The sequence below is a fragment of the Streptomyces sp. NPDC050508 genome (assembly GCF_040655155.1).
Classification (GTDB): domain Bacteria; phylum Actinomycetota; class Actinomycetes; order Streptomycetales; family Streptomycetaceae; genus Streptomyces.
In genome coordinates, this window is record NZ_JBFAJJ010000001.1 from 1,108,486 (window position 1) to 1,132,971 (window position 24,486).

Sequence of the window (24,486 nt, forward strand, 5' to 3'; positions counted from 1 at the left end):
AATTCTCCAGTGGGCGGGGTGGCTCTCCGTCGTCTGTCTTCTCTTCACCCACCGCCAAGGAGCTCTTCGTATGCGCGGGCCGACTGCGCCGAACATGTTTCGGTTGACCATCGACGACTTCACCGACGAGGACGTGGCCGAGTTCCACCGTCTGATGAGCGAGTTGCTGACCAAGTGCACGTCGGTGGGACAGCAGCACGCACCGGAAGGAACGTGGGTTCCGTCCACCTCCGGTCTCTTCGAGCAGATGGCCGAGTCCATGCAGGTGGTCGCCGAGGTCTCGCGGGCTCTCAACCACACGCGCGCCGGCATCCGTCGGGTCGGCGGGAGAGCGCGCCAGCGGCTGTACGACCGCGTCAGCAGCCACGAGGGCCCCGCCGGACTGGACTGACCGGCGTCACTGGCCACTCTCGGAAGCGCTCCGGCTTTCCCGCGAAGCCCGGAGGCCGCCGAGAGTGAGAATCCCGGGCGGGGGTCGGCCGGCAGGAGGGAAGCCTACCGGCCCCCGCCCGATCTCCCGCCCCGAGCCTCGGGCTGCTGCCGGGTGCTGGTACCTGCGGTTGGCCGGCGGTGTGCGGTAACGCCCGGGTGCGTGAACAGGCGGACGTGGAGAAGGTCGAGTCGGTGACCGCGGCGAGGCAGACCGGCGCATTCAGTAAGAACAGCCAGTTCCTAGTCCCGCAACTGGACGAGTCGCTCACGGAGTTGGCGATCGACCGCTTCTTCGCCCTGACAGTCCTGTTGGCCTACGACCGTCAGCCGGTCCCCGCCACCCCCGAGCCGGAAGAGGTTCGTCAGACCATCACTCGGAGTGCGCCTGCTCGGTGGCGGTGTCGACGGCGCTCGACCCGTCCGTGTCCGCCGCGGCAGTCGCCTCTGCGGAAGCGGAATCCGTGCTCAGTCCTTCGCGGAGTTGGTCGGCGGCCCAGTGCGCCCACTCCTGTTCCAGGACCCGTTGGCGGATGCCGTGCTCCAGGACGAGCCTGCCGCACACGGTCAGCATGTCCTTGTCCCAGTCCTCCGTGTCACGGAGGGAGACAAGGGCGTCGTGCTCCTTGGCCGAGGCCTCCGCGTGGTCGAGGAGTCGCTGGACGGCTTCCTCGCGCGGCAGGAGTCCCAGGAAGAAGGTCTGCAGGAGCATCGGGTTGCGCAGCGGCCTGCTCTCCCGGTTCTCGGTGAGCCAGCGCACCGTCTCCGCGTGCCCTTCGGGGGTGAGCGAGTACTGCTTGCGTCCCCGAGGGCCCTCCTCCGTGACCTTGATCAGGCCTGTCGCGTCCAGCTTCGTCAGCTCGCCGTAGATCTGGCTCTGCTTCGCGGGCCAGACGTACCCGAGCGAGGTGTCGAACATCTTCAGCAGGTCATAGCCGCTGCCGGGGCGGAAGACGAGGAGGCCCAGGAGGGCGTTGCGGAGGCTCATACGGACAACCCTAACGCGTGTCACTCCAATATTGACAGGTCGAAAACTACCCATGCGGATCCTGTGTGCCGGAGAAGGGGGCCGCGTGGAGGCCGGACGCGAGCGCGAGGGTTTGCGCAGGTAGGGCTCGTCCGGGCCTGCGGACGCGGTGGAGCGGCGGACTTTCGTTCAATATTCCATTCTTGACATGTTGATTGCGGAGCATCTAGCTTCCACCTGTCAAAGTTGGAACATCGAGCTGTGAGGAACTTCAACGTGGGCATCATGGGCTACTTGCGCGGGTTCACCCCATGGATCGCGGCAGGCTTCGTCTCCGCCGTCGACTGGCGCTGGGGCGCGGTGGCCGGCTGTGCCGTCGGCCTTCTGCTGCTTCTGCAGGACCGGCGCAGGGGAGTGGCGATGGACGCGATGATCCTGGAGATCAGCACCATCATCTACTTCGTCATCATCGGAGCGATCGCCTTCAGCTCGCCCGACTCGTCGGTCCAGGACCACAGCGACGTGCTGTCGTTCGTCTGGCTCGCCGGTACGGCCTGGGGAAGCATGGCGCTCCGAAGCCCCTTCACGCTCGGGATCGCCCGCCGGCAGACGCCCGAGGAGTACTGGGACACCCCGGGCTTCCTCTCCGTCAACAACGCCATCACGGCCGCCTGGGGCGCCGGCTTCACCTTCATCGCCGTCGTACTGGCCATCGGCAACGCGACCGACGCCCCCGCCTGGGTCGGCATCAGCGCCCACGTTGTCGGCCTGGTCGCCCCCGCGGTCTTCACCTCGATCTATCCCAAGCGTGTCCAGGCCCGGCTCGAAGCCATGCAAGCAGCACAAGCCTGACCAGCTGACCCAAGGACTTCCCCATGAGTACGGACAAGACCCCTCCACCTCCGCACCTGGCCGGCAACTTCGCCCCGGTCCCCGACGAGATCACGGTCACCGAACTGGCGGTGACCGGCGCCATCCCGCCGGAACTCACCGGCTGGTACCTGCGCAACGGCCCCAACCCGCACGAGGCCGCCTCCGCCCACTGGTTCACCGGCGACGGGATGGTGCACGGCGTCCGCCTCGACGGCGGCAAGGCCACCTCGTACCGCAACCGCTGGGTCCGCACCCTCACCCTCGCGACGGGCGCCCAGGTCTACGGCCGCGACGGCGAGATGAACCTCGCCGCGGGCGTCGCCAACACCCACGTCATACGGCACGCGGGCCGCACCCTCGCCCTCGTCGAGACGTCCTTCCCGCAGGAGTTGAGCTGCGAAGCCGGGCGCGAACTCGACACGATCGGGCCCTACGACTTCGACGGCCGCCTGCGCACCCCGATGACCGCCCACCCCAAGACCTGCCCGGTCACAGGGGAGTTGCACTTCTACGGGTACGGCGGGCTGTCGGCGCCCTATCTCACCTATCACCGCGCCGACGCCGACGGCGAGTTGACCGTCAGTCGGCCGATCGACGTGTCGGCGCACACGATGATGCACGACTTCTACCTGACCAGGAACCACGTCGTCTTCATGGACCTGCCCGCTGTCTTCAGCATCGAGCGGGCCATGGATCCGGCAGGCGGCATGCCCTACGTCTGGTCCGACACCTACGGAGCCAGGCTCGGCGTACTGCGCAGGGACGATCCGCACGGCGACATCCGTTGGTTCGACATCGACCCCTGCTACGTGTTCCACACCCTCAACTCCTATGAGGAGAACGACGGTCAGCGCCTCGTCCTGCTGGCCATGCGGTACCCGTCCCTGCGGGACGGCGTCAATGTCGCGGCTGCGGCGTACCTGTGGCGGTGGACGATCGATCTCACCACCGGGGCCGTCGCCGAGGAGCAACTCGACGACCACCCGGGGGAGTTCCCCCGCATCGACGACCGACTCGCGGGCCTGCCCGCGGACTTCGGTCACGCGAGCGCGGCGCCCGTTCCGGAACTCCCGCAGTACGACCCGAACGAGTCGCGTGCCGCGATCCACCGGTACGACCTCCGCAAGTCGAGCGTCGCCAGCCACTACTTCGCTCCGGGACGCTTCCCGGGCGAGGCTGCCTTCGCCCCGGCCGACGACCGACCCGGCGGCCCAGGCTGGCTCATGAGCTACGTCTACGACGCCTCGACCGACCGCAGCGACCTGGTCGTCCTCGACGCCGACAACCTCACCCGGGAGCCGGTGGCCACCATCCACCTGCCCCGACGGGTACCCGCCGGATTCCACGGCAGTTGGCTGGCGGACGCCTGACCTGCCGCACCCTGCCGAACCGATGAACGGTGCGCCGTCCTCCGTGCCCGAGCGTGCGGAGGACGGCGCCGGCCAGGGTGCCCCGAAGACTCGGACACAGGCGCCGAAAGGGACTCATGATGCGGGAAGTCGCGGGGGCGGCACTCATGGCGGACGCGATGCTGACGCGTGCGGCACAGTCGGGTGAAGTCGCCGCCGTAGGGCTGCTGTTGGAACGGCACCGGGCCGGAATGCGCGCCGTGGCGTTGAGCATCCTTGGGCCGGAGCGGATGCCGATGACGTGATGCAGGACGCGGCTCTGACGGCGCTGCTGCGGATCGGCGACGTCCGTGAGCCGGAGGCGGTCGGCGCGTGGCTGCGGATGATCGTGCGCAACGGCAGTCGGCTGGTGCTGCGGGAATCGGTCGTGGTCCGGCCAGTCAGTGAACTGCCTCTGCAGTCGGCGCACGCGGGCCCGGAGGAGTGGCTTGAGCGGAACGCGTTGCGTGACTGGGTCTGGGAGGCACTGGAGGAACTCTCCCCGGCGTTGCGTATGCCTTTGATACTGCGTTACCTGGCCACCGGGGTCACCTCGTACGAACGGATCGCGGATGTCTGCGGGGTTCCGGTCGGTACGGTGCGCAGCCGACTGAGCCGGGCCCGGGCCCAGATGGCGGACGCGCTCGTCGCCACGGCGGACGCTCCGCACGGAGATGCCGAACAGCGGGTCCGCGCCGGCCGGGTCGAGGCCCGCGAGTTGCTGGCCGCCGCACGGCAGCGGTGTGTTGGTGCTGATGTCGGCTGACCACGGCGCCAGGACCCGTACCCTCAGGCCCTGGCGCCGCGCTGTCCGCCCGCGATCCGTCAGCTCGTCACGACGGCCGTTGCCGCCCAACGCACTGACAGAGCAGGTCAGCTGATGTTGTAGCTGTCTCCGTAGACCTTCCAGGACAGCGGAGTGTTGAGGTCGAGGTTGCCGTTGCGGAGGAAGACGCGCTGCTCGGTGTCGACGCGGGTGGTGTCGCTGTGGGCCTCCTCCTGCTGCATGGCCCACACGCGCGCGTCGAGGAAGGCGTTGAGGTACGTCGTCTCGTTGCCACCCTGGGCCGGCGGCTTGGCCGAACGCAGGGCGCGGGCACGGATGTTGCGGAAGCTGGTGGGGTCGTCGCCGTCGCCGTGCATGACGATGGCGTCGTAGTACGTGAACTGGCCCAGGACGCGCAGCCCGTCGGTCTTGCCCTGGCTGACGGCCGGGTTGAAGTACACGCGGTCGCGTTCGTCGTTCTGCGCCTGCTGGAACACCGTGTCCTGCGCCGCCGTGCGCCAGTCCTTGGGGAAGTTCGGGTCGAGTCCGGAGTGCGAGTCGGTGCCGTTGACGTTGCGGAGCGCGGGCAGGTACTTGGCGAGGACGTTGCCGGGCTTGCGGGTCGCGTAGAGCTGGACGAGGTCGAGCATGTCGCCGGTGCCGGAGCAGAAGCCGATGATGCCGGCGGTGTAGCCGCGGCCGTCGCCTATGTCCTCGATGTACTTGTACTGGGCCTTCCAGTCGAGCGAGGAGTTCTCCGCGCTCGACACCAGCTTCATGGCGATCTCCTTCTTCGCCGGGTCGTCGAGGCCGATCGCCGCGGCGGCCGTGGTGGCAGCCGAGGCCTGCGGAGTGCGCAGCAGAGGTGCTGCCGCGAGCGACACGCCGATGAGCGCGAGGAGCGAACGACGCGAGGGGCTCGTCGGCTCGGAGCTCACAGAGTCGTGGAACGGGTGGACCACGGGGACTCCAAAAGGTGGTGGGGGGTGGGGAGTTGGCCGTACCGTCGAACTGATAGGAAAGTTAACTATCAGAGGTTCGGCGATGAAGGCACCCACCTGGAGCCAAGTTCGTAGCTATGAACGAGAGTCGCGTGTCAGTGCGAGGGCGATGCTTGACGGTTTGCCCGCCCTTGTCGCATCGGTCATGTCAGCGATGCTCCGCGGCCACCGTGTCCCGTACGGCCGGGACGGTCACCTGAGCGAGAAGGCGCAGCGCGGCCTCCGATGCCGTACCGGAGTCGGCGGTCGCCACGACGATGCGTAGGCCCTCCTCCTGCGGGACGTTCAGGGTCTGGAGGTTGAGTTGCATCCGGCCGACGAGCGGATGGTGCATGCGGTACGTCGCGAGGTCCCACTTGCGGACCCGGTGCTCGGACCACATCGACGCGAACTCCGGGCTCTTCATGGTGAGTTCACCGATCAGCGCGGCCAGCCGGGGATCGTCCGGGTGCTGCCCGGCGGCGAGCCGCAGCTTCCCGACCACGTCCCTCGCCTTCTTCCGCCAGTCCACGTACAGGTCCCGGGTGTGCGCGTCCAGGAACACCAGCCGCGCCGTGTTCGGGCGCCGGTCGGGCCGGTCGGGGATCCGCGGGTCCAGGTGCCCGGCGAACAGGGCGTGTCCGGTGCGGTTCCAGGCCAGTACGTCGCTACGGCGCCCGAGGATGATCGCGGGTGCGTCGCCGAAGGCGCCGAGCAACTGCCGGGTCGTCTCGCCCACTCGCTCCGGCGCGGGCCTGCGCCGAGCACCGGTACGGCGTGCGGCGCGGGCCAGGTCGTGCAGGTGGGCCCGCTCCACCTCGTCAAGACCGAGAGCGCGGGCCAGCGCGTCCAGCACCTCGGGCGACGCGTTGAGGGAGAGCCCCTGTTCAAGTCGCGTGTAGTAGGACAGGCCCACTCCGGCGAGCTGTGCCAACTCGTCCCGGCGCAGGCCGGGAACGCGACGGCGCTCGCCGAAGTCCGGGAGTCCCGCATCCGCCGGCTGCAACTGCGACCGGCGCGTTTTCAGGAACTCTCCCAACCGCGGCTTCTTGTCCATGGGTCGAGTATCGATCACCGGGATGCCAGGAAGCCTGCCCCTGGCAGGGGCAGGCTGTGAGCGGTCGGCCGCTCCAGACTCGGAGCCACGAACAGAACGCGGCGTCGGCCCCGGGAGAGAGGTGGGGCCGACCGGCGTGAGCTGTCCGCCACCCGTGGCATCGACGAAGAGGGAACCACCATGTCTGCGCTCTACACCACCGAGGCCCTGTCGACCGGCGACGGCCGCAACGGCGAAGTCCGTTCCGTCGACGGCGTGTTGGACGAACTCCTCGCCGTCCCGAAGGAGATGGGCGGCCCCGGCGGCGACAGGACCAACCCCGAGCAGCTCTTCGCCGCCGGTTACGCCGCCTGCTTCCACAACGGACTTCGCCTGATCGCGGGCGGGCAAGGAGTCCGACTCGGAGCTACCACCGTCCGGTCGGAGGTCAACCTGCTCGCACTGGACACCGGCGGCTTCACCCTGGCCGTGTCACTGACGGCCCACCTGCCCGGCCTGGAACAGTCCACCGCCGACCAGTTGGTCAAGGCCACGCACGAGGTGTGCCCGTACTCCAACGCCACCCGCGGCAACATCGAGGTGACCCTCAAGGCCACTGTGTAGCAAGGGACTTCAGGCCTCGCGCTGAGGGGAGGCGCGAGGGCTGATTCCTGCATCCGAAACCGCCGGACGCGTGGTGTGCGGCTAGGCTCCGCTCATGACGGTTCGTCACAAGGCGCGTGTCGTGCTGTTCGACCACGGCCGGCTGGTGTTCCTGAAGCGGGGCTGGCCGGGCGGCGACTCCTACTGCACGACCGTCGGCGGGAGCGTCGAGCCCGCCGACGCGGACCTCGAAGCGGCTCTGTGCCGCGAGGCCATGGAGGAGATCGGTGCCACGATCGGTCCCGCCACCGAGTTCCTCACCCTGACCGAACCGCGCGGGACGACCACCGTCGTACAGCACTACTTCCTCGCCGACCTGCTGCACATGGACCTGGACCGCCGCCACGGACCCGAGCTCGACGACCCCGACACGGGCGACTTCGAACCGGTCCGGGTCGCGCTGAACCGTACAGCCGTGGCTGCCCTCAACCTGCAGCCGGCCGAACTCGCCGACTATGTGCTCGGGCATGTCGAGGCCTGGGACGCCTGACCGCTGCCCGGTCCTCACAACGCCTTGAGCTGGGTGAGGAGTTGGAGGGTGTCGGTGTTGACCCAGTACTCGACGAACCTGCCGTCGCGCATACGGAGTGTGTCGGTGCCGGTGAACGTGACCACGGTCCCGGGCTCGGCCTCGGCGCCGGGGAAGCCGCCGGCGTAGGTCCCGGTGGCCGTCCAGCGTATGGAGGCGTAGCGGCCGTCGACCAGCGGGGCGACCTGCTCGGTGAAGCGGAGATCAGGGAACGCCGCGCGGGTCTGGGCGATCCACGCCACCAGTCCGTCGACACCTCGGATCGAACTTCCGTCACCGCCGTCGAGCAGTGCGGCGTGGACCCGGAAGTCGGGGGAGATGATGCCTGGCGCCCGGTCGTAGTCGCCGTTCCAGAGGCGGAGCCAGTCGTCGAGCATCGCCTTCGGCTTCCGCGAGCCGTCGTGATGGCCCCGGTCGGCCGCGGTCCATGTCGCCGCGGTCTTCGGTGACGCATCCGAGGCAGTGGCGGTGGCAGTGGTGGCGGCGGTCGTGGTCGTGCAGACCAGGACGGCCAGCGCCGCCGGAACGAGCAGCCGTGCGCGGTGACGCCGGGTGGTGCGGACGGGCGGGAGGGGGGTCATGGCCGGTCCTTCCGAGTCAGACGGGGGTAAGGGGGAGGGGCGCGTCACGGCGTCAGTACGACCTTGCCGGCGACCGTGCCGGACTCGGCCAGCCGCAGGGCGTCGGCGACGCGGGCGAGCGGCAGTTGGGCGGCGATCTGGGCGTTGACCTCACCGCGCTGAAGGGCCGCGAAGACCTGGGTGAGGTCGGCGCGCAGCTGGGCGCGGAACTTGTTCTTGCTCAGGGCGCGCCCGGCCCAGACGTTGAAGAAGTAGGCGTGGCGGCCGTTGGGCAGCGCGTTCCACGTCCAGACCCGGCCGAGGATCTTGAGCACGGGCAGCTGCTTGGAGCCCTCGTCGTCGCGGGTGGAGGCGCTGCCGTAGGAGACGAGCGTGCCGCCAGGGGCGAGGAGGCGCCAGGACCGGACGACGCTCGGGCCGCCGACGTGGTCGAAGACGGCGTCCACCCCGCGCGGGGCGAGGTCGCGGACCCGTGCGGCGAGGTCGGGGGTGCGGTAGTCGATGGGCTCGACACTCTGGTCGCGCAGCGCGTCGTGGTGGCGCGGGGACGCCGTGCCGATCACGTTCACCCCTGCGGCGTGGGCGAGTTGGACCAGGACGGTGCCGACGCCGCCGTTGGCGCCATGGACCAGGATCGTCTGGCCGGCGCGGATACGGGCCTTGCGGTGCAGCATCTGCCAGGCGGTGATGCCGTTGACGACCACGGTCTCGGCCTCCGCCGCGCTGATCCCCTCGGGCACCGGCACCACGTCGGCAGCGTCCACCAGCACATGGCTGGCCCAGCCGCCGACCTTGACCAGCGCGGCCACCCGGGTGCCGACCAGGCCGGGCTCGACGCCGGTACCGGTGCTCTGGACGGTGCCGACCAGGTCGTAGCCGGGCACGAAGGGGAACGGGGGCTGGTCGTAGTACTTGCCGCGGCGCATCTGCTGCTCGGCGAAGGAGACCCCGGTGGCCTCCATCCGGATCACGACCTGGCCGGGGCCCGCGGCGGGGACGGCTCCGTGCCGGACCTCCAGGCCCTCCGGCTCCACCTTGCCCGGCAGGACGACCTCGACGAGTGCGTCGGTGGTGTTGTTCCTGTTGTTCATGGCGACCTCCACTGTGATCCGCGGTGAGCTACGTGCTTTCGTGTTCGTTAGAAGTTGTAACTCACGCGAGAAGGGGTCGTCAAGTGCAATCGTGATACCTTCTAACTGAAGCTTCAGCGTGTATTCCCGGGAGTGTGGAAGGCGGCCGGTCATGGCGGAAACGGGCACGAGGACTCCGCGTGAGCGCTATCGCGACCAGGTGCGTACGGAGATCAAGGAGCACGCGCGGGAACAGATCGCCACGGCGGGCGCCTCCGCGCTCTCCCTCAACGCCATCGCCAAGCGCATGGGCATGAGCGGGCCCGCGCTGTACCGGTACTTCGCCAGCCGCGACGACCTGATCACCGAACTCATCCGGGACGCGTACCGCAGCCTCGCCGACACCTTCCGCACGGCCGCCGAGTCCGGCACCGACCTGCCCGGACTGGCCCACACCCTGCGCGGATGGGCCCTCGACGACCCCCAGCGGTACTTCCTCGTCTACGGCACCCCCGTCCCCGGCTACCACGCGCCCGACGACATCACCGGCATCGCGTCCGAGATCATGGCGGTCCTCCTGGACGCCTGCGCCGCACTGCCCGCGGACGGCCCCACGACACCGTTCGCCACCCACCTCGAAGAACACCGCCACTGGGCGGGCGAGAACCCCGCCCCGCCAGCCGTCCTCCACCGGGCCCTGACCTTCTGGACCCGGCTGCACGGCGTCCTCTCCCTCGAACTCGCGGGCCACTTCACCGGCATGGGCTTCGACCCGTCCCTGCTGTTCGAGTCCGAACTGGCCGGCCTGATGGAGCAGTTGGTGCAGTGAGGGGGGCTTCGCGTGCAGGTCGGCCGGTCTCCTGCGACGGCCTGCGCGTGAGGAGCGGCCGCGCGTCATCTGGACGGGACACGCGGCCCGTTTCTTCCTGTTCTGTTCCTAGGGCAGCGGCAGCGACCGCAGGATGTGGTGGACCATCGTTTCGATGACGACGTAGTCCGGGTCGCCGCCCGGCAGGACGAGCGCCGGGTACGCGCTGCCCACGGTCTCCGGGTAGGCCGGTGACATGCGCGGTGCGGCGTCTCCTTTCGCGTTCGGTCCGGCATGCAGGTCGATGGTGATCAGGTGTCCCCGGGTGGCGGGGTCGTTGCGGGGGGTGAAGGTCACGAACCGTCCGCCGACCAGGCCGGCTTCCGCCGAGGTCGTGTGGTAACTCCACAGTTTCTTCGGGTGGTTGAGGTCGTAGGCGTTCCAGTCACCGACGCTGGAGTCCTCCGGACTGACCTCGAAGAGCATCAGCACACCGTCGGCCGAGATCAGGGCGCGTTCGGGTTTCTGGTCGCTGTCCTCGGCGGTGGCGAGCGGTCGGAGGTCGCCCGGGTCGAGTCGCAGGAGGGGCGGAAACGTGTCCTCGGTCGAGTACGCGATGCCCGAGCACGCGAGGTAGTGGCCGCCGGTGATGAGGTGCGGGCACTTGGTGCCCGAGGGAGTGGTCGCGAGCGTCGCGCCGGTACGGGCGGCGCGCGCCGTGACCTTCGAGGAGTCGGTCGTATAGACGCGCCCGCCGAACGCGACCGGGCTTTCATGGCGGTCGGCGTCGACGGTCCGGTGCCACAACGTCGTACCGTCGGACGCCCGGTAGGCACCGAGCGCGACGCTCGCCTCGCGATCGAAACTGCTCCACGCGTCGAGCGCGTAGACGATTCCGTCCGCCGCCACGAACCCGGTGTACACGCGGTCGGCGGGCAGCCGGAGGGACCAAGCCGCCCTGCCGGTCCGCAGGTTCGCGGCGCGCAGTGTGCGACCGCCGCTGGTCACCGCGCGTTCGTCGGCCTTGGCCACGACGAGTCCGAGGTTCTTGCCGGCGGTGGTGGTGGTTGGCACGGTCCAACTGACCGCGCCGTCGGTCCGGGACCGCCCGACGAAACCGTCCGCGCCGGTGGCGCACACGACCTGGTGGGCCGTGGCACCGCAGACCTGCACCCCCTCCGAGCCGGAGAGATCTCTGGTCCAGGCACGCCACGAGTCCTGGCCGCCGCCGGAGTTCTGCGTCGCGGCAGGGCTCGATGCCGAGCGCTGCGGGGAAGCGGTCGTACGCCCCGTTTCACCGGACGGCGCGCCCCCGGAGCCCGAACAGCCGACCGCCACCATCCCGAACAGCGCCGCACCCATCACCCCGCGCACCAGCCGAACGCGTCGCATCAGCCACCCCCGTTCGCGTAAAGCCCCCATGCTTCCAGACGCCGCGCTGCCCGCGCATCGCCCGCACCACGTCCACTTCACACCCTGTCGGCGAGGGCGAGAAGCGGGGGAGTGATGACCCGACCGGCTGGTCCTCGCACGCGGACGGTGTGGCGGCACGGCAGGTGGGGCCGGGTTGGGGACACTCGCGGTCCGGCGCCGCGCGGGCGGCGGGTTCCCTGTCTGGCTGGAGAAACGTGGTGCGACTTCCCCTGCTTCGGGCCGTCCTGGCGGCCTCGGTGCTCGTGGCGTCCGGAGCGGCCGCCGCCCCGGTCCGGGCGGACGGAACGTCCCGGCCCCGAGCCGTCGACGACCTCGCGCGCTACGTCAACCCGTTCGTCGGCACCACCCCCGGCGGCCCCGACTTCGGCCACGGAGGCGGCGCGGGCAACACGTTCCCGGGCGCCTCGGCACCGCTCGGCGGCGTGCAGTGGAGCCCTGACACGGTGACGTACCAGCACGGCGGCTACTCGTACGGCGACAACCGCATCCGCGGCTTCAGCCTCGCGCACATCTCCGGAGCCGGCTGCGCCGCCTACGGCAACGTCCCCTTCATGCCCACGCAGGACGCCGAGCCGCCGGCTTACGCCACGTTCTCGCACGCCAACGAGCAGGCGGCGCCCGGCAGTTACCACGTCACCTTCGACAACGGCATCGGCACCGACCTGACCACCACCCAGCGCTCGGGCATCGCCCGCTTCACCTACCCGGCGACCGACCCCCGCCCCGCCGCCGTGAGCATCGACGCGGCCAAGGCGTTCACCGCGGCCACCGGATCGGTCGACATCGGCACCGACACGCTCTCCGGCTACAGCGACAGCGGCGCCTTCTGCAAGTCCAAGAACCGCTACCGGCTCTACTTCCACGCCACCTTCGACCAGCCCTTCGCCCAGGCCACCCACCCCGACGACAAGCCGGGCGCGGCCATGGTCACCTTCGCCCCCGGTGTCCGCACGGTCACCGCCCGGGTCGGCGTCTCCTTCGTCGACGTCGAGGGCGCCCGCCGCAACGCACTGACCGAGCAGAAGGCACAGTCGTACGACACGATCCGGCAGGCCGTGCGCGACGACTGGAACCAGTGGCTGAACCGCATCACCGTCGGCGGCGGCACGGACGCCCAACTGCGCGTCTTCTACACCGCCCTCTACCACGCCCTCCTGCACCCCAGCATCTTCAGCGACACCGACGGCCGCTACACCGGCATGGACGGGCTCGTCCACCGCACCGTCGCCGGGCATGTCCAGTACGCGAACTTCTCCGGCTGGGACGTCTACCGCTGCCAGGTCCAACTCCTGGCGCTGCTCGCCCCGCGCGAGGCCTCCGACATCGCGCAGTCCGTCCTCAACCAGGGCCTCCAGGCAGGCTACTTCGACCGCTGGACCCTCGCGAACGGCGGCAGCGGCGTCATGGTCGGCGACCCGCTGCCCACCATCGCGTCCGCGATCCACGCCTTCGGCGGCACCGACTTCGACGCCGCCACCCTGCTGCGCACGGCCCTCGCGGACCGCCAGGACGACCGCCAGCGCCCGGGACACCTCCAGTACGACACCCTCGGCTACGTCCCCGCCGGCACCAAGGGCGTCTGGGGCTCGGTCTCCACCACCCTCGAATACGCCGTCGCCGACTACGCGCTCGCCCAACTCGCCCACCGACTCGGCGACTTGACCGCGTACGACACCCTGCTGCGCGCCTCCGGGAACTGGCGCAACCTCTTCAACCCCGCCACCGGCTACCTCCAGCCCCGCGCCGCCGACGGCACCTGGCCGGCCTTCACCCCGGCCCAGAAGACCGAGTACGTGGAGGGCAACGCCGCCCAGTACACCTGGATGGTTCCGCAGGACCTGCCCGGCCTGTTCGCCGCGATGGGCGGCGACGCCGCCGTCACCCCCCGCCTCGACACCTTCTTCACCAGCCTCAACGCGGGCGCCGACCAGCCCTATGCCTACCTGGGCAACGAGCCCTCGTTCGGGACCCCTTGGGCGTACGCCTACGTCGGTCACGCCGACCGTGCCGGAGCCGTCGCCCACCGCACCCTGTCCACGTTGTTCGCCGACGCCCCCGGCGGACTCGTCGGCAACGACGACCTCGGCGCCATGTCGTCCTGGGCGGTGTGGGCGAGCCTGGGCCTGTACCCCGAGACCCCCGGCACCGCCCAACTCGTGCGCAGCGCACCCTTGTTCACCACCGCCACCGTCCATCGCGGCGACGGCACCTCGCTCACGGTGACGGCAGCGGACCGGTCCACCTCGGTGACGCGCTCACTCCGGTAGCAGGCTGCGTACGGGCCGGGCCCCGGGTCCGGGAACGGCCGTGACCTCGGTCGGCGCCAGCGCGCCGTGCGGCCCGTCGCACTCCACGACCACACGGACCGGCGCGCCGCACCCGGTGTGCCGCACGTCCAGGACCACGCCCTCGGGGTCGGCGGCGTACGTCTCGCCCCACTGCCGCAGGGCCATGAGGATCGGCCACAGATCACGGCCCTTGCTCGTCAGCCGGTACTCGTGCCGGGTCCGGCTCCCCGCCTGCTGGTAGGGCACGGTCGTCAGGACGCCGGCCGCGACCAGCTTGCGGAGCCGGTCCGCCAGCACCGCGTCCGACAGCCCGATATGGCGCCGGAAGTCGTCGAAACGACGGACCCTGATGAAGGCGTCCCGCAGGATCAGCAGCGTCCACTTCTCGCCGACGAGATCGAGCGTGCTCTGGACCGGACAGTTCTCCGTGCTCACGTCGAGCCATTCCATGCCGCCACCCTAGCCACCTGGCTCTGTCATTGACAGTCAGCTGTCGGGACATCTAGCTTCTTTTGAAGAAGCCAGCTGGGGAGGTACGCCGTATGGGACGGTCACGCACGTACGAGTGGGAGGACCCGGGGGTCTCGGCAGCCGCCGTAGGACAGGGCACGGGTCTGGAATTCCTGCGGGAACTGATTGCCGGACGCCTGCCCGCACCGCCCATAGGTGCCACCGTGAACTTCACCCTCGACGAGGTGGAGCACGGGCGCGCGGTGTTCTCCCTGATACCGGGGGAGGAGCACTACAACCCCATCGGCAGCGTGCACGGCGGGGTCTTCGCCACCCTGCTCGACTCGGCGGCCGGCTGCGCGGTGCAGTCCACCCTGCCGCAGGGCATGGGCTACACGTCGCTCGACCTGACCGTGAAGTTCCTGCGCCCGGTCACCGCCGACACCGGCCGGATCCGCGCCGTCGGCACCGTCCTCAACGGCGGACGGCGCACCGCCCTCGCCCAGGCCGAGCTGTTCGACGAGAAGGACCGGCTGCTTGCGCACGCCACCAGCAGCTGCCTGCTGTTCCCCGTCCCCTGACCGGACATCGTCGTACGGGATCGCCGTACGGGAAGGAATCCGCCTGTCCCCCGCGCAGGCGGATCCGTACCGTCAACTCCCTTGATCCACACGGTCGAAGGCGTTGCCGGAACGCTGTGAAGTTTGCTGCAAGCCGTTGCCGTGGTGGTATGGGGAGAAGTACGTAGTGGATGGGACACACGCAGGATCGTGAGGGCGTATGACGGTCGGGCCGGCCGGGGCGTATGAACGCATGCTGGCGGTGGCAGTGGCGGCTCTGCACGAACAGGATCCCGCGCGGTTGTGGCCGTTGGTCGCGGCGAACCTGCCGGGTCTGTGCGGGGGCGAGGCGCTGATCTACAAACTCGGCGAGTGGACGGACCGGACCGGCGCGATGGGTCTCTCGCCCGCCGCCGCGGCGCACTTCGGGCGGATCGACGACATCGGGGACGAGGCGATGACGGTGCTGCGCCGGGGCTACCCCTTCGCGGACCACTACTTCGCGGCCGGTGCCGTCCGCCGACCCGGGACCGCCCACCGGATGGCCGGGAGGGGATGGGCGCACAGCCGGACCGCGGGCACGATCAGCCGGTTGATGGACGCCGACCACGTCCTGGCGATCCCGCTGCCGGGCACGACCACCCCGGTCACCGGCTGCCTCGTCTACCGGGCCGGCGCCGACTTCACCGAGGACCACGTCCGGGCCGCCGAGCGGATGCAGCCGCTGCTGGCCGGCGTGGAGCAGCAGCGGCAACTCCTCGAACGCTGGCGCGCGACCCAGACCCCGCCCGAGGTGACGGCGGACTCCCGGCTCACACCCCGCCAGGTCACCGTCCTGCTCCTGCTCGCCGACGCCCTCACGGCCGCGGCCATCGCCCACCGCCTGGGCATCTCCGTGCGTACGGTGCACAAGCACGTGGAGGGCCTGTACCGGAAGCTCGGCACACGCGATCGTGTGAGTACGGTGCTGCGGGCACAGGAGATCGGCCTGCTCCCACCCCGCACGGGACGCTGAACCCCCGGCCACCGCACCGACAGGAGCCCCCTCTCGTGACGTACGACATCACCGCCCTGCGCGCCCTGTTCCCCGCCCTGAGCACCGGCACCGCCCACTTCGACGGCCCCGGCGGCACCCAGACCCCCCGCCCCGTCATCGAGGCGATCACCCGGGCGCTGTCGAACCCCCTGTCGAACCGGGGCCATGTGACCGCGGGGGAGCGCAACGCCGACACCATCGTCACCGGGGCCCGCCGGGCCATGGCCGACCTCCTCGACGCGCACCCCTCGGGGATCGTCTTCGGCCGCAGCGCCACCCAGCTCACCTACGACTTCGCCCGCACCCTCGCCTCGACCTGGTCACCCGGGGACGAGGTCGTGGTCACCCGCCTCGACCACGACGCCAACATCCGCCCCTGGACACAGGCGGCCGAACGCGCCGGTGCCACCGTCCGCTGGGCCGACTTCGACCCCGCCACCGGTGAACTGACCCTCGACCACCTCCGCGCCGCCCTGTCCGAACGCACCCGGCTGGTCGCCGTCACCGCCGCCTCCAACCTGATCGGCACCCGGCCCGCGATCCCCGAGATATCCCGCCTGGCACACGAGGCGGGAGCGCTGGTCCACGTCGACGGCGTCCACTACACCGCACACGCCCTGGTCGACCTCGGACAGCTCGGCGCGGACTTCTTCGTCTGCTCGCCGTACAAGTTCCTCGGCCCGCACCACGGCGTCCTCGCCGCCCGGCCCGAACTGCTGGACACCCTGCGACCGGACAAGCTCCTGCCGTCCTCCGACGAGGTGCCCGAACGCTTCGAACTCGGCACCTTGCCCTACGAGTTGCTCGCGGGCACGAGCGCGGCGGTCGACGTCCTCGCCGGCCTCGACCCGGACGCCGCCGGAAGCCGCCGCGAGCGCCTGACAGCGAGTCTCGCCGCACTACACCGACACGAGGAAACCCTGCGTAGGCGCATCGACGAGGGACTCGCCGCCCTGGACGGGATCACCGTCCACTCGAAGGCGGCCGACCGCACGCCCACCGTGCTGCTCACCCTCGACGAGTCCTTCGGAGCGCACGGCACACAGGACGCCTCCCGCTTCCTGGCCGAACACGACGTACACGCACCCTCCGGCTCCTTCTACGCCATCGAAGCCTCCCGCCGACTCGGCCTGGGCGACTCCGGCGGCCTGCGCATCGGCCTCGCGCCCTACACCAGCACCGAGGACGTCGACCGACTCCTGACGGGACTGACGCTGTTCCTGAAGCGGGCGACAGGCTGACGGTCGGCGCGAAGCCGACCTCGGACGGGCGAGCAGTAGTCGCTTTTCGCGGCGGGCCGCCGAGAGCTACTGTCCAGGCAGCGAGTGACTCACGAGAAGCTGGAGCTGACAGGTGCCCGGTCGGTCCGGGCGGTCAAGCCTGTGGCAGGACGGCGACTTCCGCAGACTCTGGGTGGGCCAGGCGGCCTCCCAACTCGGCGAACACGCAAGCCTGGTGGTGCTTCCGCTCTTCGCCGTCCTGACGCTCGGCGTCGGTGCCGGCGAGCTGGGCGTCCTGCGCGCGGTGGGGCAGGCGCCGATCCTGCTGCTGTCGCTCTTCGTCGGCGCATGGGTGGACGGTTGGCGGGCCCGTACGGTGATGGTGCTGGCGGACGCCGGCCGGACCCTGGCACTGGGCGCCGCCGCCGTGGCCGGCCTTCTCGGTTGGCTCGGCCTGCCCGCGCTGTTGGTGGTCGCCTTCGTCGTCGGGGGCCTGGCCGTGTTCTTCGACGTGGCCTACCAGACCTCTCTCGTACGGCTGGTGGAACGCGGTCAACTGGTGCGGGGCAACAGCGTCCTTGAGGGCAGCCGGTCCGCGGCGCAGATCGGCGGTCCCGCTCTCGGCGGCGCGTTGGTGTCACTGTTGTCGGCGTCGATCGCCGTCGCCTCCAGCGCCTTGTTCTTCGCGCTGTCGTTCCTGTTCGTCCGAGCGATCCGGCGGACGGAATCGGTACCGGAGCGCTCGGAGCATCCACCTCGGGTGTGGCGGCGGATCCGCGAGGGTCTCCGTTTAGTCGTCGGCGACACCTCGCTGCGGACCGTGTGTCTTGCCTCGGCCGCCTTCCAGTTCTTCTTCGCGGCCACGATGACCCTCTATCTGCTCTTCCTGCCGCGGGAACTGCACCTGTCAGGAACCGCCGTCGGACTGGCCCTCGCGGCGACGGGGCCGGGCTCGCTGCTGGCAGCCCGCCTGCCGAGCCGGTTCGGCCATGGCCCGGTGCTCATGCCAGCGGCGGCACTCGGCGACGGCGCGTTCCTGTGCGTGCCCGCGTTGCACGGCGGCTCCGCGGTGACGGTTCCCGCGCTCCTCGCGGTCAGCTTCGTGTTCGGGGCCCGCTCGCACGCCTGGGGCGGGAGCTTGAGGGAAAAAAGACGTGTCCAATGACGGGATAATGATGGGTTACACCCCTTCAACAATGCCGTGGGATTCGCTTACCGTTGCGCCCATGTAAACGGCCAGGCCGCCGATGATCAGGACTTCTTCGACCCGTTTGGACCTTGTGAGAGGTCTCTCGGCAACTCCTTGAAGAGTCTCGAAGGGTCACGCGTCGGCCTGGACGGTTTCTGGAGGGAGAGGGCAATGGCGCCTGCGGACCTGCTCATCGGAAGTCGATGGCATGCGTCGCGCTGGAAGCATTCGTCCGCGTCGACCGCCACGTGGGCGAACTGGCTGGGTCCAGCGACGTGTTGACCTCGCCCACCCCACTCATCGACAGCGCCCGGCACCTCGCCGACGAGCGGCTGTCGTTTCGATCGCCCCGACGTGATTCCCACGCCTGATCCGACTCCGTCCGGAACCTCAGAAAGGCCACAGCATGACCACCTCCCCCCTGAACAGGATCGCCGGTGCCCCCATCTCGTGGGGTGTGTGTGAAGTGCCCGGCTGGGGTTACCAGTTGACGCCCGAGAGGGTGCTGAACGAGATGCGCGAGGTCGGCCTGGCCGCCACCGAGTTCGGTCCCGAGGGCTTTCTGCCCGGAGAGCCGGACGCCATGGCACGGACGCTCGCCGACCACGACCTGCACGCCGTCGGCGGCTTCACCCCGCTGCTGCTGCACGTGCCCGGACACGACCCGCTGCCCGAGGCCGAACAGCTCCTGGAGGGCTACGACGCCTCGAAGGCTGAGGTGCTCGTCCTGTCGGCCGTCACCGGTCAGGACGGCTACGACTCCCGCCCCGAACTCGACGCCGACGGCTGGAAGTTGCTGCTGTCCAACCTCGACCGGCTGGCCTCGCTGGCCGCCGAACGCGGCGTACGCGCCGTCCTGCACCCGCACGTCGGCACGATGATCGAGAACGGCGACGAGGTCCGGCGTGTCCTGGAGCACTCGGCGATCTCGCTCTGCCTCGACACCGGGCACCTGCTCATCGGCGGCACCGACCCGGCCGAACTCACCCGCCAGGCGCCCGAGCGGATCGCCCACACCCACATGAAGGACGTGGACGCCTCTCTCGCCGCCAAGGTCCAGGACGGACAGCTCAGTTACACCGACGCCGTGCGCAAGGGCATGTACCGCCCGCTGGGCGCGGGCGACGTGGACGTCGAGGCCATCGTCACCCACCTCAGCGCCCGCGGCTACGACGGCTGGTACGTCCTGGAGCAGGACACCATCCTGACCGAGGAGCCCAAGGCGAAGGGTCCGGTCGAGGACGTGTGGGCCAGCGCGGAGCACCTGCGCTCGGTGCTGCGCGGCGTCGCGTAGCCGTATGCGGGCCTGATGCGCTTTTGATGGCTTCTGAGGGATTGACCGGTGTCCGAGGACCATTCAACAATGCCGGAGCGATCGGACGCCGCGTCTTTTCCTCACATGAGGAATCCAGGAAAAAGAAATGACCGCTGTCGAATTTCTGGCCACTTGTTGGACCACGGCGGGCGACACCGCTCCCGACGAGGAGGACCAGCGCAGTCCGCTGAACCTGCGGGAACGGGTGGAAGCTGCGCGGGACGCCGGATTCACCGCCTTCGGGCTGCTGTACGCGGACCTGGTGGAGGCCGAGCGCGAGTACGGGACCTCCGGGGTCCGGTCCCTTTTCGAGGACAACGGGATCAACCACATCGAGCTGGAACTGCTCACCGACTGGTGGGCCGACGGGCCCCGGCGGGCGGCGTCGGACACCGTGCGGGCCGGAATGCTGAGAGCCATCGAGGCGCTCGGTGCCCGTACCTTCAAGATCGGCCCCGACGTGGCGGACGAGCCCTGGGAACTCGACGTCTGGGCCAAGGAGTTCGCCGTGCTGGCCGCGCAGGCCGACGGGGTGGGCGCCCGGCTCGGGGTCGAGCCCCTGCCCTGGTCCAACCTCAAGACCGTGCACGACGGACTACGGCTCGTCGAGGCCGCAGGTCACCCGGCGGGCGGCCTCATCATCGACGTGTGGCACGTCGAGCGCGCCCATACCCCGCCCGCCGACCTGGCGGACGTACCGGGGGCGCGGATCGTGGGCGTGGAGCTCAACGACGCCGACAGCCAGGTCGTCGGCACGCTCTTCGAGGACACCGTGCATCGCCGTCGTCTGTGCGGAGAGGGCTCCTTCGACCTGCCGGGGATCGTCGCCGCGCTCCGTACGGCCGGCTTCCGCGGCCCCTGGGGTGTGGAGATCCTCTCCGACGCGCACCGTGCGCTGCCGGTGCGCGAGGCCGCCGCGGCGGCATATCGGAGTGCTGCGGCGCTCGTGAACTAAAAAGGGCCACAGGGGTGGCGGGAGCGAAACCACGGTCTCTCCCGCCGCCCCTGTTTTCATTTTCATTTCGATGCACAGGGCATGTTTTAGCGGCCGTCAAGCAATTGTTCAGACATCTTCTCGTGATGGATAAATGATGTCATTACAAGCGTTGACCTGGGGGTGGCATGACGGTTCTATCTCGTCATAAGCAACAGCCGTGTTAACGGCATGTGATCCGCAGCGTTCGCTCGGTCAGCGCTTCCCTTTCCCCTGCAGCACAGTGAGGTGCCGGAAAGATGGACCGTACTTCCCACCCCCGCTCCCGCGGAATCGTCCCCGTCGTCGCGGCGGCGGCCGCCGCCGCACTGCTTGTGGCCGGATGCTCCAGCAGCTCCGGAGGCAAACAGTCCGACGACAGCGGGAGCGGTGTCTCGGCAGGCAAGGCCACCACGCCCCGCATGACGATCGCGATGATCACTCACGCGGCCCCTGGCGACACCTTCTGGGACACGATCCGCAAGGGTGCCCAGGCCGCCGCGGCCAAGGACAACGTCAAGCTCGTCTACTCCAGTGACCCCAACGGGCCCAACCAGTCGAACCTGGTGCAGAACGCGATCGACCAGAAGGTCGACGGCATCGCGGTCACCCTCGCCAAGCCCGACGCCATGAAGGCCGTGGTGGGCACGGCCGAGAAGGCCGGCATCCCCGTCGTCGGCTTCAACACCGGCGTGCAGGACTGGAAGAAGCAGGGGTTGCTGGAGTACTTCGGCCAGGACGAGAGCATCGCCGGTGAGGCGTTCGGCCGCAAGCTCAACGAGGTCGGCGCCAAGCACACCATCTGCGTGATCATGGAGCAGGGGCAGGTGGCCCTGGAGGCCCGCTGCGCCGGCGTGAAGAAGACGTTCACCGGCAAGACCGACATCCTCTACGTCAACGGCACGGACATGCCGTCGGTGAAGTCGACGATCTCGGCCAAGCTCACGCAGGACAAGTCCATCGACTACGTGACGACGCTCGGCGCCCCGTTCGCGATGACCGCCATCCAGTCCATCGCCGACGCCGGCAGCAAGGCCAAGCTCGCCACGTTCGACCTCAACAAGGACGCGGTCGGCGCCATCAAGGCCGGCAAGATCCAGTGGGCCGTCGACCAGCAGCCTTACCTCCAGGGCTACTTGGCGGTCGACTCCCTGTGGCTCTACAAGACGAACGGCAACTACAGCGGCGGCGGCCAGGCCCCCGTGCTGACCGGCCCGGCCTTCGTCGACAAGACCAACGTCGCCAAGGTCGCGGAGTTCGCAGCCAAGGGAACGCGCTGACGCCCATGACCCAGATCGCGGCACCGGCGACGGGTTCTCCGTCGCCGGTGCCGCCGGTCCCTCGGCTCAACTGCTGTTTCTCGGCTGCCCTACGGAAGCACCGTGCGCGGCCGTTCCGGGAACCCGGCCGCCCGGTAGCAGTCGTCGATGAGCCGCATCGTGGTCAGTGCGTCGTCGGCGTCGAGTTCCAGTGGCACACCGTGCCGCAAATGGGCGGCGAAGGCCTCCAGTTGGTAGGTGTACGACGACCGACGGCCGAGTTCCTCAGTACGCTCACCAGCGGCCGTACGCACGACGACCCGGTCGTCCAGGTGGGGCTGCACGAAGTTCACCACCGTGGCCTCGCCGCGTGAGCCCACGACGCGGCAGCTCATCTGCCAGGTCTCGTGGGCCATGTGGCAGCGGGCGCTGCCCGTGGCGCCGCCCGGGAACTCCAGATCGGCGTCCAGCCACTCGTCGACTCCCGCGGCACCCGGCCTCTCGCCGCCACGCGCGGAGACCAGCCGGGGCGCTCCACCGGCCCAGGGTGCGAGCATGCGCTGGGCGTGGAGGCTGTAGCACCCCAGATCCATCAGCGCGCCGCCCGCGAGCGGCAGCGACCAGCGCACGTCGCTGTCCGTCGGCGCGGGCATGGCGACCATGGTCTCGACGTGCCGGAGGTCTCCCAACTCCCCACTGTCCAGCAGTTCGTGCAGGCGCCGGACGACCGGGTGGAACAGGTAGTGGAAGCCCTCCATGAACACCGTGCCCGCCTTGGCGACGGCCTCGTGGACCTCGGCCGCCTCCGTCGCGTTGCTTGCGGACGGCTTCTCGGTGAGGACGTGCTTGCCGGCCCGGAGGGCGGCCAGGTTCCACGGCCCGTGCAGGCTGTTGGCCAGCGGGTTGTAGACGACCTCGACCTCCGGGTCGGCCACGAGGTCGGCGTAGGAGTCCGCGACCCGCTCCACGCCGTACGCGGCGGCGAAGGTCTCGGCCCGGCCGCGGTCGCGGGCGGCCACCGCGACGAGGCGGTGGCCGGTTGCCCGGGCCGGGCCGACGATCGACAACTCGGCGATCCGGGCCGCGCCCAGGACGCCGATCCGCAGGGGTTCGTCCGTCGTCATGCGGCTACCTCGTCGAGTCGTACGGGCCGGTGTTCATGGAGCGAAAGGGTGCACGCGTCAGCGATACGGCTCGCCTCGACGGCGTCCGCGACCGTGCAGGGGGAGGTACGAGTGCCGGCCACGACCTCGGTGAACGCGGTGAGTTCGGCGCGGTAGGCGTCGGCGAACCGGTCCATGAAGAAGGTGTGCGGTGTTCCGGCCGGGAAGGTCGCGCCCGGTTCGACGGACCGTAGCGGCAGCTTGTCCTCCAGACCGACCGCGATGCTGTCCTTCATGCCGTGGAGTTCCAGGCGTACGTCGTGACCGCGGGCGTTGTGGCGGGAGTTGGAGATGACGGCGATGGTGCCGTCGTCGAGGGTGAGCAGGGCGGACGCCGTGTCGACGTCACCCGCCGCACGGATGTACTCGGCGCCCCGGTTGCCGCCGGTCGCGTAGACCTCGACCACCTCGCGGCCGGTCACCCAGCGCACGATGTCGAAGTCGTGCACGCTGCAGTCGCGGAAGATGCCGCCGGAGGCGGCCACGTAGGCGGGCGGCGGCGGAGCGGGGTCGAGGGTGGTGGACCGTACGGTGTGGAGGTCGCCGAGTTCACCGCTCACCACGGCACGGCGCGCGGCGACACAGCCCGCGTCGAAGCGCCGGTTGTAGCCGCTGTGCACCTCCACGCCGCTGCCCTCCACCGCACGCAGCACCTCCAGGCTCTCCGCGACACCGCGGGCGACGGGTTTCTCGCAGAACACGGGGATGCCCGCCTTCACGGCGGCGAGGATCAGCTCGGGGTGCGCGTCGGTCGCGGCGGCGATCACCACGCCGTCGACTCCGGCGGCGAGCAGGGCCTCGGGCGAGTCGGCGGCGGTGGCCCCGAACAGTTCGGTGGCGGTGGCGACGGCCGTGGCCACCGGGTCGGTGACCACCAGGGAGTTCACCGTGTCCAGCCCGGCGAGAGTCTCCGTATGGAAGGCGCCGATGCGGCCCAGCCCCATGATGCCTATGCGCATGAGAATCGTGCTCCTTCTGCTGACACGCGACTCAGTCCTGGCCGCCGAAGACGTTCTGGTCCCAGTCGATGACCGACCCGGTCACCACGCCACTGCGGTCCGAGAGCAGGAAGACGACGAAGTCGGCGATCTCGTCGACCTGTCCGAGCTTGCCCATCGGCTGGCGTTCGGCGGCCTGTTGGAGCCAGTCGTCCCCGGCGTCGTGGAAGGCTCGCTGGACGGCGTCCTCGCCTTCGGTCGCGGTCCAGCCGATGTTGAGGGTGTTGATCCGGATCCGGTCGAAGCGGTGGGCGTGGGCGGCGTTGCGGGTCAGGCCCGCGAGGCCGGCCTTGGCCGCGGAGTACGGAGCGAGGTAAGGGGGTCCGCCGTGGGCGCAGTTGGAGCCGATGTTGACGATGGTCCCCGGTGCTTCGCGGGCGGTCATGTCGGCGACCGCGGCCTGCATGGCGAAGAAGGGTGCCTTCAGGTTGATGGCGATGTGCTGGTCGAACAGTTCCGGTGTGGTGTCCAGCAGTGAGCCGCGTGAGGTGAGTCCGGCCGCGTTGACGAG

General features: G+C 69.8%; 25 protein-coding genes and 1 pseudogene. 16 read left to right on the forward strand and 10 right to left on the reverse strand.

The features are described 5' to 3' along the window. The first annotated feature begins 70 nt into the window (after positions 1 to 70). Positions 71 to 391: a hypothetical protein gene (locus AB0I69_RS04975; RefSeq protein ID WP_363094110.1), complete on the forward strand. Its 321-nt coding sequence runs from the start codon at positions 71 to 73 to the stop codon at positions 389 to 391. 411 nt (positions 392 to 802) lie between these two features. Here the strand turns inward: AB0I69_RS04975 and AB0I69_RS04980 are convergent, their stop codons facing one another. Continuing rightward, positions 803 to 1,417 (reverse strand): PadR family transcriptional regulator, encoded by a 615-nt coding sequence (locus tag AB0I69_RS04980; protein ID WP_363094111.1) that lies wholly within the window; start codon positions 1,415 to 1,417, stop codon positions 803 to 805. A gap of 240 nt (positions 1,418 to 1,657) precedes the next feature. Here AB0I69_RS04980 and AB0I69_RS04985 point away from each other — a divergent pair, with 240 nt between their 5' ends. The 4 genes from AB0I69_RS04985 (at position 1,658) to AB0I69_RS05000 (ending at position 4,423) form a co-directional block, all read left to right on the forward strand. Further along, a complete protein-coding gene (locus AB0I69_RS04985; protein WP_363094112.1) occupies positions 1,658 to 2,248 on the forward strand; it encodes a hypothetical protein in 591 nt (196 codons plus the stop codon). A gap of 23 nt (positions 2,249 to 2,271) precedes the next feature. Continuing rightward, positions 2,272 to 3,639 carry a carotenoid oxygenase family protein gene (locus AB0I69_RS04990; protein ID WP_363094114.1) on the forward strand — a complete coding sequence of 456 codons (1,368 nt, stop codon included), beginning with the start codon at positions 2,272 to 2,274 and terminating at the stop codon, positions 3,637 to 3,639. A 116-nt stretch (positions 3,640 to 3,755) separates the two neighbouring features. After that, positions 3,756 to 3,923, forward strand: a complete 168-nt coding sequence (locus tag AB0I69_RS04995) for a hypothetical protein (RefSeq protein WP_363094115.1) — start codon at positions 3,756 to 3,758, stop codon at positions 3,921 to 3,923. Next, positions 3,923 to 4,423: a sigma-70 family RNA polymerase sigma factor gene (locus AB0I69_RS05000; RefSeq protein WP_363094116.1), complete on the forward strand. Its 501-nt coding sequence runs from the start codon at positions 3,923 to 3,925 to the stop codon at positions 4,421 to 4,423. The genes AB0I69_RS04995 and AB0I69_RS05000 overlap by 1 nt, the downstream gene beginning before the upstream one ends. A 107-nt stretch (positions 4,424 to 4,530) precedes the next feature. On the opposite strand, the gene AB0I69_RS05005 is transcribed toward AB0I69_RS05000, so the two are convergent. Both AB0I69_RS05005 and AB0I69_RS05010 read right to left on the reverse strand, forming a co-directional pair. After that, on the reverse strand, positions 4,531 to 5,385 hold the full coding sequence (locus AB0I69_RS05005; RefSeq protein WP_363094117.1) for a chitosanase: 855 nt from the start codon (positions 5,383 to 5,385) through the stop codon (positions 4,531 to 4,533). A gap of 187 nt (positions 5,386 to 5,572) precedes the next feature. After that, positions 5,573 to 6,460, reverse strand: coding sequence for a helix-turn-helix transcriptional regulator (locus AB0I69_RS05010; RefSeq protein WP_363094118.1), 888 nt, complete (start codon positions 6,458 to 6,460; stop codon positions 5,573 to 5,575). Positions 6,461 to 6,640: 180 nt separating this feature from the next. Between AB0I69_RS05010 and AB0I69_RS05015 the strand changes: the two genes are divergently transcribed. Next, positions 6,641 to 7,063 carry an organic hydroperoxide resistance protein gene (locus AB0I69_RS05015; protein ID WP_363094119.1) on the forward strand — a complete coding sequence of 141 codons (423 nt, stop codon included), beginning with the start codon at positions 6,641 to 6,643 and terminating at the stop codon, positions 7,061 to 7,063. 94 nt (positions 7,064 to 7,157) lie between these two features. Beyond that, positions 7,158 to 7,592, forward strand: coding sequence for an NUDIX hydrolase (locus AB0I69_RS05020; protein WP_363094120.1), 435 nt, complete (start codon positions 7,158 to 7,160; stop codon positions 7,590 to 7,592). 14 nt (positions 7,593 to 7,606) lie between these two features. Here the strand turns inward: AB0I69_RS05020 and AB0I69_RS05025 are convergent, their stop codons facing one another. Next, a complete protein-coding gene (locus AB0I69_RS05025) occupies positions 7,607 to 8,212 on the reverse strand; it encodes an ester cyclase (RefSeq protein ID WP_363094121.1) in 606 nt (201 codons plus the stop codon). A 44-nt stretch (positions 8,213 to 8,256) separates the two neighbouring features. After that, positions 8,257 to 9,303 (reverse strand): medium chain dehydrogenase/reductase family protein, encoded by a 1,047-nt coding sequence (locus tag AB0I69_RS05030; protein ID WP_363094122.1) that lies wholly within the window; start codon positions 9,301 to 9,303, stop codon positions 8,257 to 8,259. 151 nt (positions 9,304 to 9,454) lie between these two features. On the opposite strand from AB0I69_RS05030, the gene AB0I69_RS05035 reads away from it, so the two are divergent. Then, positions 9,455 to 10,111, forward strand: a complete 657-nt coding sequence (locus AB0I69_RS05035) for a TetR/AcrR family transcriptional regulator (protein ID WP_363094123.1) — start codon at positions 9,455 to 9,457, stop codon at positions 10,109 to 10,111. A 108-nt stretch (positions 10,112 to 10,219) separates the two neighbouring features. On the opposite strand, the gene AB0I69_RS05040 is transcribed toward AB0I69_RS05035, so the two are convergent. After that, positions 10,220 to 11,482 (reverse strand): PQQ-binding-like beta-propeller repeat protein, encoded by a 1,263-nt coding sequence (locus AB0I69_RS05040; protein ID WP_363094124.1) that lies wholly within the window; start codon positions 11,480 to 11,482, stop codon positions 10,220 to 10,222. 239 nt (positions 11,483 to 11,721) lie between these two features. Between AB0I69_RS05040 and AB0I69_RS05045 the strand changes: the two genes are divergently transcribed. After that, complete coding sequence (locus AB0I69_RS05045) at positions 11,722 to 13,791, forward strand: GH92 family glycosyl hydrolase (protein ID WP_363094125.1); 2,070 nt, start codon at positions 11,722 to 11,724, stop codon at positions 13,789 to 13,791. On the opposite strand, the gene AB0I69_RS05050 is transcribed toward AB0I69_RS05045, so the two are convergent. After that, a complete protein-coding gene (locus tag AB0I69_RS05050; RefSeq protein WP_363094126.1) occupies positions 13,780 to 14,262 on the reverse strand; it encodes a helix-turn-helix domain-containing protein in 483 nt (160 codons plus the stop codon). The two genes, AB0I69_RS05045 and AB0I69_RS05050, sit on opposite strands and share 12 nt — an antisense overlap. A gap of 92 nt (positions 14,263 to 14,354) precedes the next feature. On the opposite strand from AB0I69_RS05050, the gene AB0I69_RS05055 reads away from it, so the two are divergent. The 7 genes and pseudogenes from AB0I69_RS05055 to AB0I69_RS05085 all read left to right on the forward strand — a co-directional run bounded on the left by AB0I69_RS05055 (position 14,355) and on the right by AB0I69_RS05085 (position 21,835). After that, positions 14,355 to 14,843, forward strand: coding sequence for a PaaI family thioesterase (locus AB0I69_RS05055; RefSeq protein WP_363094127.1), 489 nt, complete (start codon positions 14,355 to 14,357; stop codon positions 14,841 to 14,843). Positions 14,844 to 15,042: 199 nt separating this feature from the next. Next, the gene (locus AB0I69_RS05060) at positions 15,043 to 15,837 is read left to right on the forward strand and encodes a LuxR C-terminal-related transcriptional regulator (RefSeq protein WP_363094128.1); all 795 of its coding nucleotides are present in this window, start codon (positions 15,043 to 15,045) and stop codon (positions 15,835 to 15,837) included. 35 nt (positions 15,838 to 15,872) lie between these two features. After that, positions 15,873 to 17,099, forward strand: a complete 1,227-nt coding sequence (locus AB0I69_RS05065) for a cysteine desulfurase-like protein (protein WP_363094129.1) — start codon at positions 15,873 to 15,875, stop codon at positions 17,097 to 17,099. A 112-nt stretch (positions 17,100 to 17,211) separates the two neighbouring features. Further along, positions 17,212 to 18,189: pseudogene (locus tag AB0I69_RS05070) on the forward strand (MFS transporter); the annotation flags it as partial. A 484-nt stretch (positions 18,190 to 18,673) separates the two neighbouring features. Continuing rightward, complete coding sequence (locus AB0I69_RS05075; protein WP_363094130.1) at positions 18,674 to 19,561, forward strand: sugar phosphate isomerase/epimerase; 888 nt, start codon at positions 18,674 to 18,676, stop codon at positions 19,559 to 19,561. Between the two features lie 127 nt (positions 19,562 to 19,688). Next, complete coding sequence (locus AB0I69_RS05080) at positions 19,689 to 20,537, forward strand: sugar phosphate isomerase/epimerase family protein (RefSeq protein ID WP_363094131.1); 849 nt, start codon at positions 19,689 to 19,691, stop codon at positions 20,535 to 20,537. 278 nt (positions 20,538 to 20,815) lie between these two features. Continuing rightward, positions 20,816 to 21,835, forward strand: coding sequence for a sugar ABC transporter substrate-binding protein (locus tag AB0I69_RS05085; protein WP_363094132.1), 1,020 nt, complete (start codon positions 20,816 to 20,818; stop codon positions 21,833 to 21,835). 89 nt (positions 21,836 to 21,924) lie between these two features. Here the strand turns inward: AB0I69_RS05085 and AB0I69_RS05090 are convergent, their stop codons facing one another. From AB0I69_RS05090 to AB0I69_RS05100, 3 genes are all read right to left on the reverse strand, one after another. Further along, complete coding sequence (locus tag AB0I69_RS05090) at positions 21,925 to 22,938, reverse strand: Gfo/Idh/MocA family oxidoreductase (protein WP_363094133.1); 1,014 nt, start codon at positions 22,936 to 22,938, stop codon at positions 21,925 to 21,927. Continuing rightward, entirely contained in the window at positions 22,935 to 23,936 is a 1,002-nt protein-coding gene (locus AB0I69_RS05095) for a Gfo/Idh/MocA family oxidoreductase (RefSeq protein WP_363094134.1), read from the reverse strand. The genes AB0I69_RS05090 and AB0I69_RS05095 overlap by 4 nt, the downstream gene beginning before the upstream one ends. A gap of 31 nt (positions 23,937 to 23,967) precedes the next feature. Further along, on the reverse strand, positions 23,968 to 24,486 hold a 519-nt coding region (locus AB0I69_RS05100; RefSeq protein ID WP_363094135.1), incomplete at its 5' end, for an SDR family oxidoreductase.

Coding starts and splice junctions, on each gene's coding strand:
- AB0I69_RS05025 (WP_363094121.1), bottom strand. CDS start 8,212: ATGACCCCCCTCCCGCCCGTCCGCACCACCCGGCGTCACCGCGCACGG.
- AB0I69_RS05015 (WP_363094119.1), top strand. CDS start 6,641: ATGTCTGCGCTCTACACCACCGAGGCCCTGTCGACCGGCGACGGCCGC.
- AB0I69_RS05000 (WP_363094116.1), top strand. CDS start 3,923: ATGCAGGACGCGGCTCTGACGGCGCTGCTGCGGATCGGCGACGTCCGT.
- AB0I69_RS05055 (WP_363094127.1), top strand. CDS start 14,355: ATGGGACGGTCACGCACGTACGAGTGGGAGGACCCGGGGGTCTCGGCA.
- AB0I69_RS04975 (WP_363094110.1), top strand. CDS start 71: ATGCGCGGGCCGACTGCGCCGAACATGTTTCGGTTGACCATCGACGAC.
- AB0I69_RS05010 (WP_363094118.1), bottom strand. CDS start 6,460: ATGGACAAGAAGCCGCGGTTGGGAGAGTTCCTGAAAACGCGCCGGTCG.
- AB0I69_RS04980 (WP_363094111.1), bottom strand. CDS start 1,417: ATGAGCCTCCGCAACGCCCTCCTGGGCCTCCTCGTCTTCCGCCCCGGC.
- AB0I69_RS05085 (WP_363094132.1), top strand. CDS start 20,816: ATGGACCGTACTTCCCACCCCCGCTCCCGCGGAATCGTCCCCGTCGTC.
- AB0I69_RS05035 (WP_363094123.1), top strand. CDS start 9,455: ATGGCGGAAACGGGCACGAGGACTCCGCGTGAGCGCTATCGCGACCAG.
- AB0I69_RS05080 (WP_363094131.1), top strand. CDS start 19,689: ATGACCGCTGTCGAATTTCTGGCCACTTGTTGGACCACGGCGGGCGAC.
- AB0I69_RS05075 (WP_363094130.1), top strand. CDS start 18,674: ATGACCACCTCCCCCCTGAACAGGATCGCCGGTGCCCCCATCTCGTGG.
- AB0I69_RS05090 (WP_363094133.1), bottom strand. CDS start 22,938: ATGACGACGGACGAACCCCTGCGGATCGGCGTCCTGGGCGCGGCCCGG.
- AB0I69_RS05020 (WP_363094120.1), top strand. CDS start 7,158: ATGACGGTTCGTCACAAGGCGCGTGTCGTGCTGTTCGACCACGGCCGG.
- AB0I69_RS04990 (WP_363094114.1), top strand. CDS start 2,272: ATGAGTACGGACAAGACCCCTCCACCTCCGCACCTGGCCGGCAACTTC.
- AB0I69_RS05095 (WP_363094134.1), bottom strand. CDS start 23,936: ATGCGCATAGGCATCATGGGGCTGGGCCGCATCGGCGCCTTCCATACG.
- AB0I69_RS05040 (WP_363094124.1), bottom strand. CDS start 11,482: ATGCGACGCGTTCGGCTGGTGCGCGGGGTGATGGGTGCGGCGCTGTTC.
- AB0I69_RS05060 (WP_363094128.1), top strand. CDS start 15,043: ATGACGGTCGGGCCGGCCGGGGCGTATGAACGCATGCTGGCGGTGGCA.
- AB0I69_RS04995 (WP_363094115.1), top strand. CDS start 3,756: ATGATGCGGGAAGTCGCGGGGGCGGCACTCATGGCGGACGCGATGCTG.
- AB0I69_RS05030 (WP_363094122.1), bottom strand. CDS start 9,303: ATGAACAACAGGAACAACACCACCGACGCACTCGTCGAGGTCGTCCTG.
- AB0I69_RS05050 (WP_363094126.1), bottom strand. CDS start 14,262: ATGGAATGGCTCGACGTGAGCACGGAGAACTGTCCGGTCCAGAGCACG.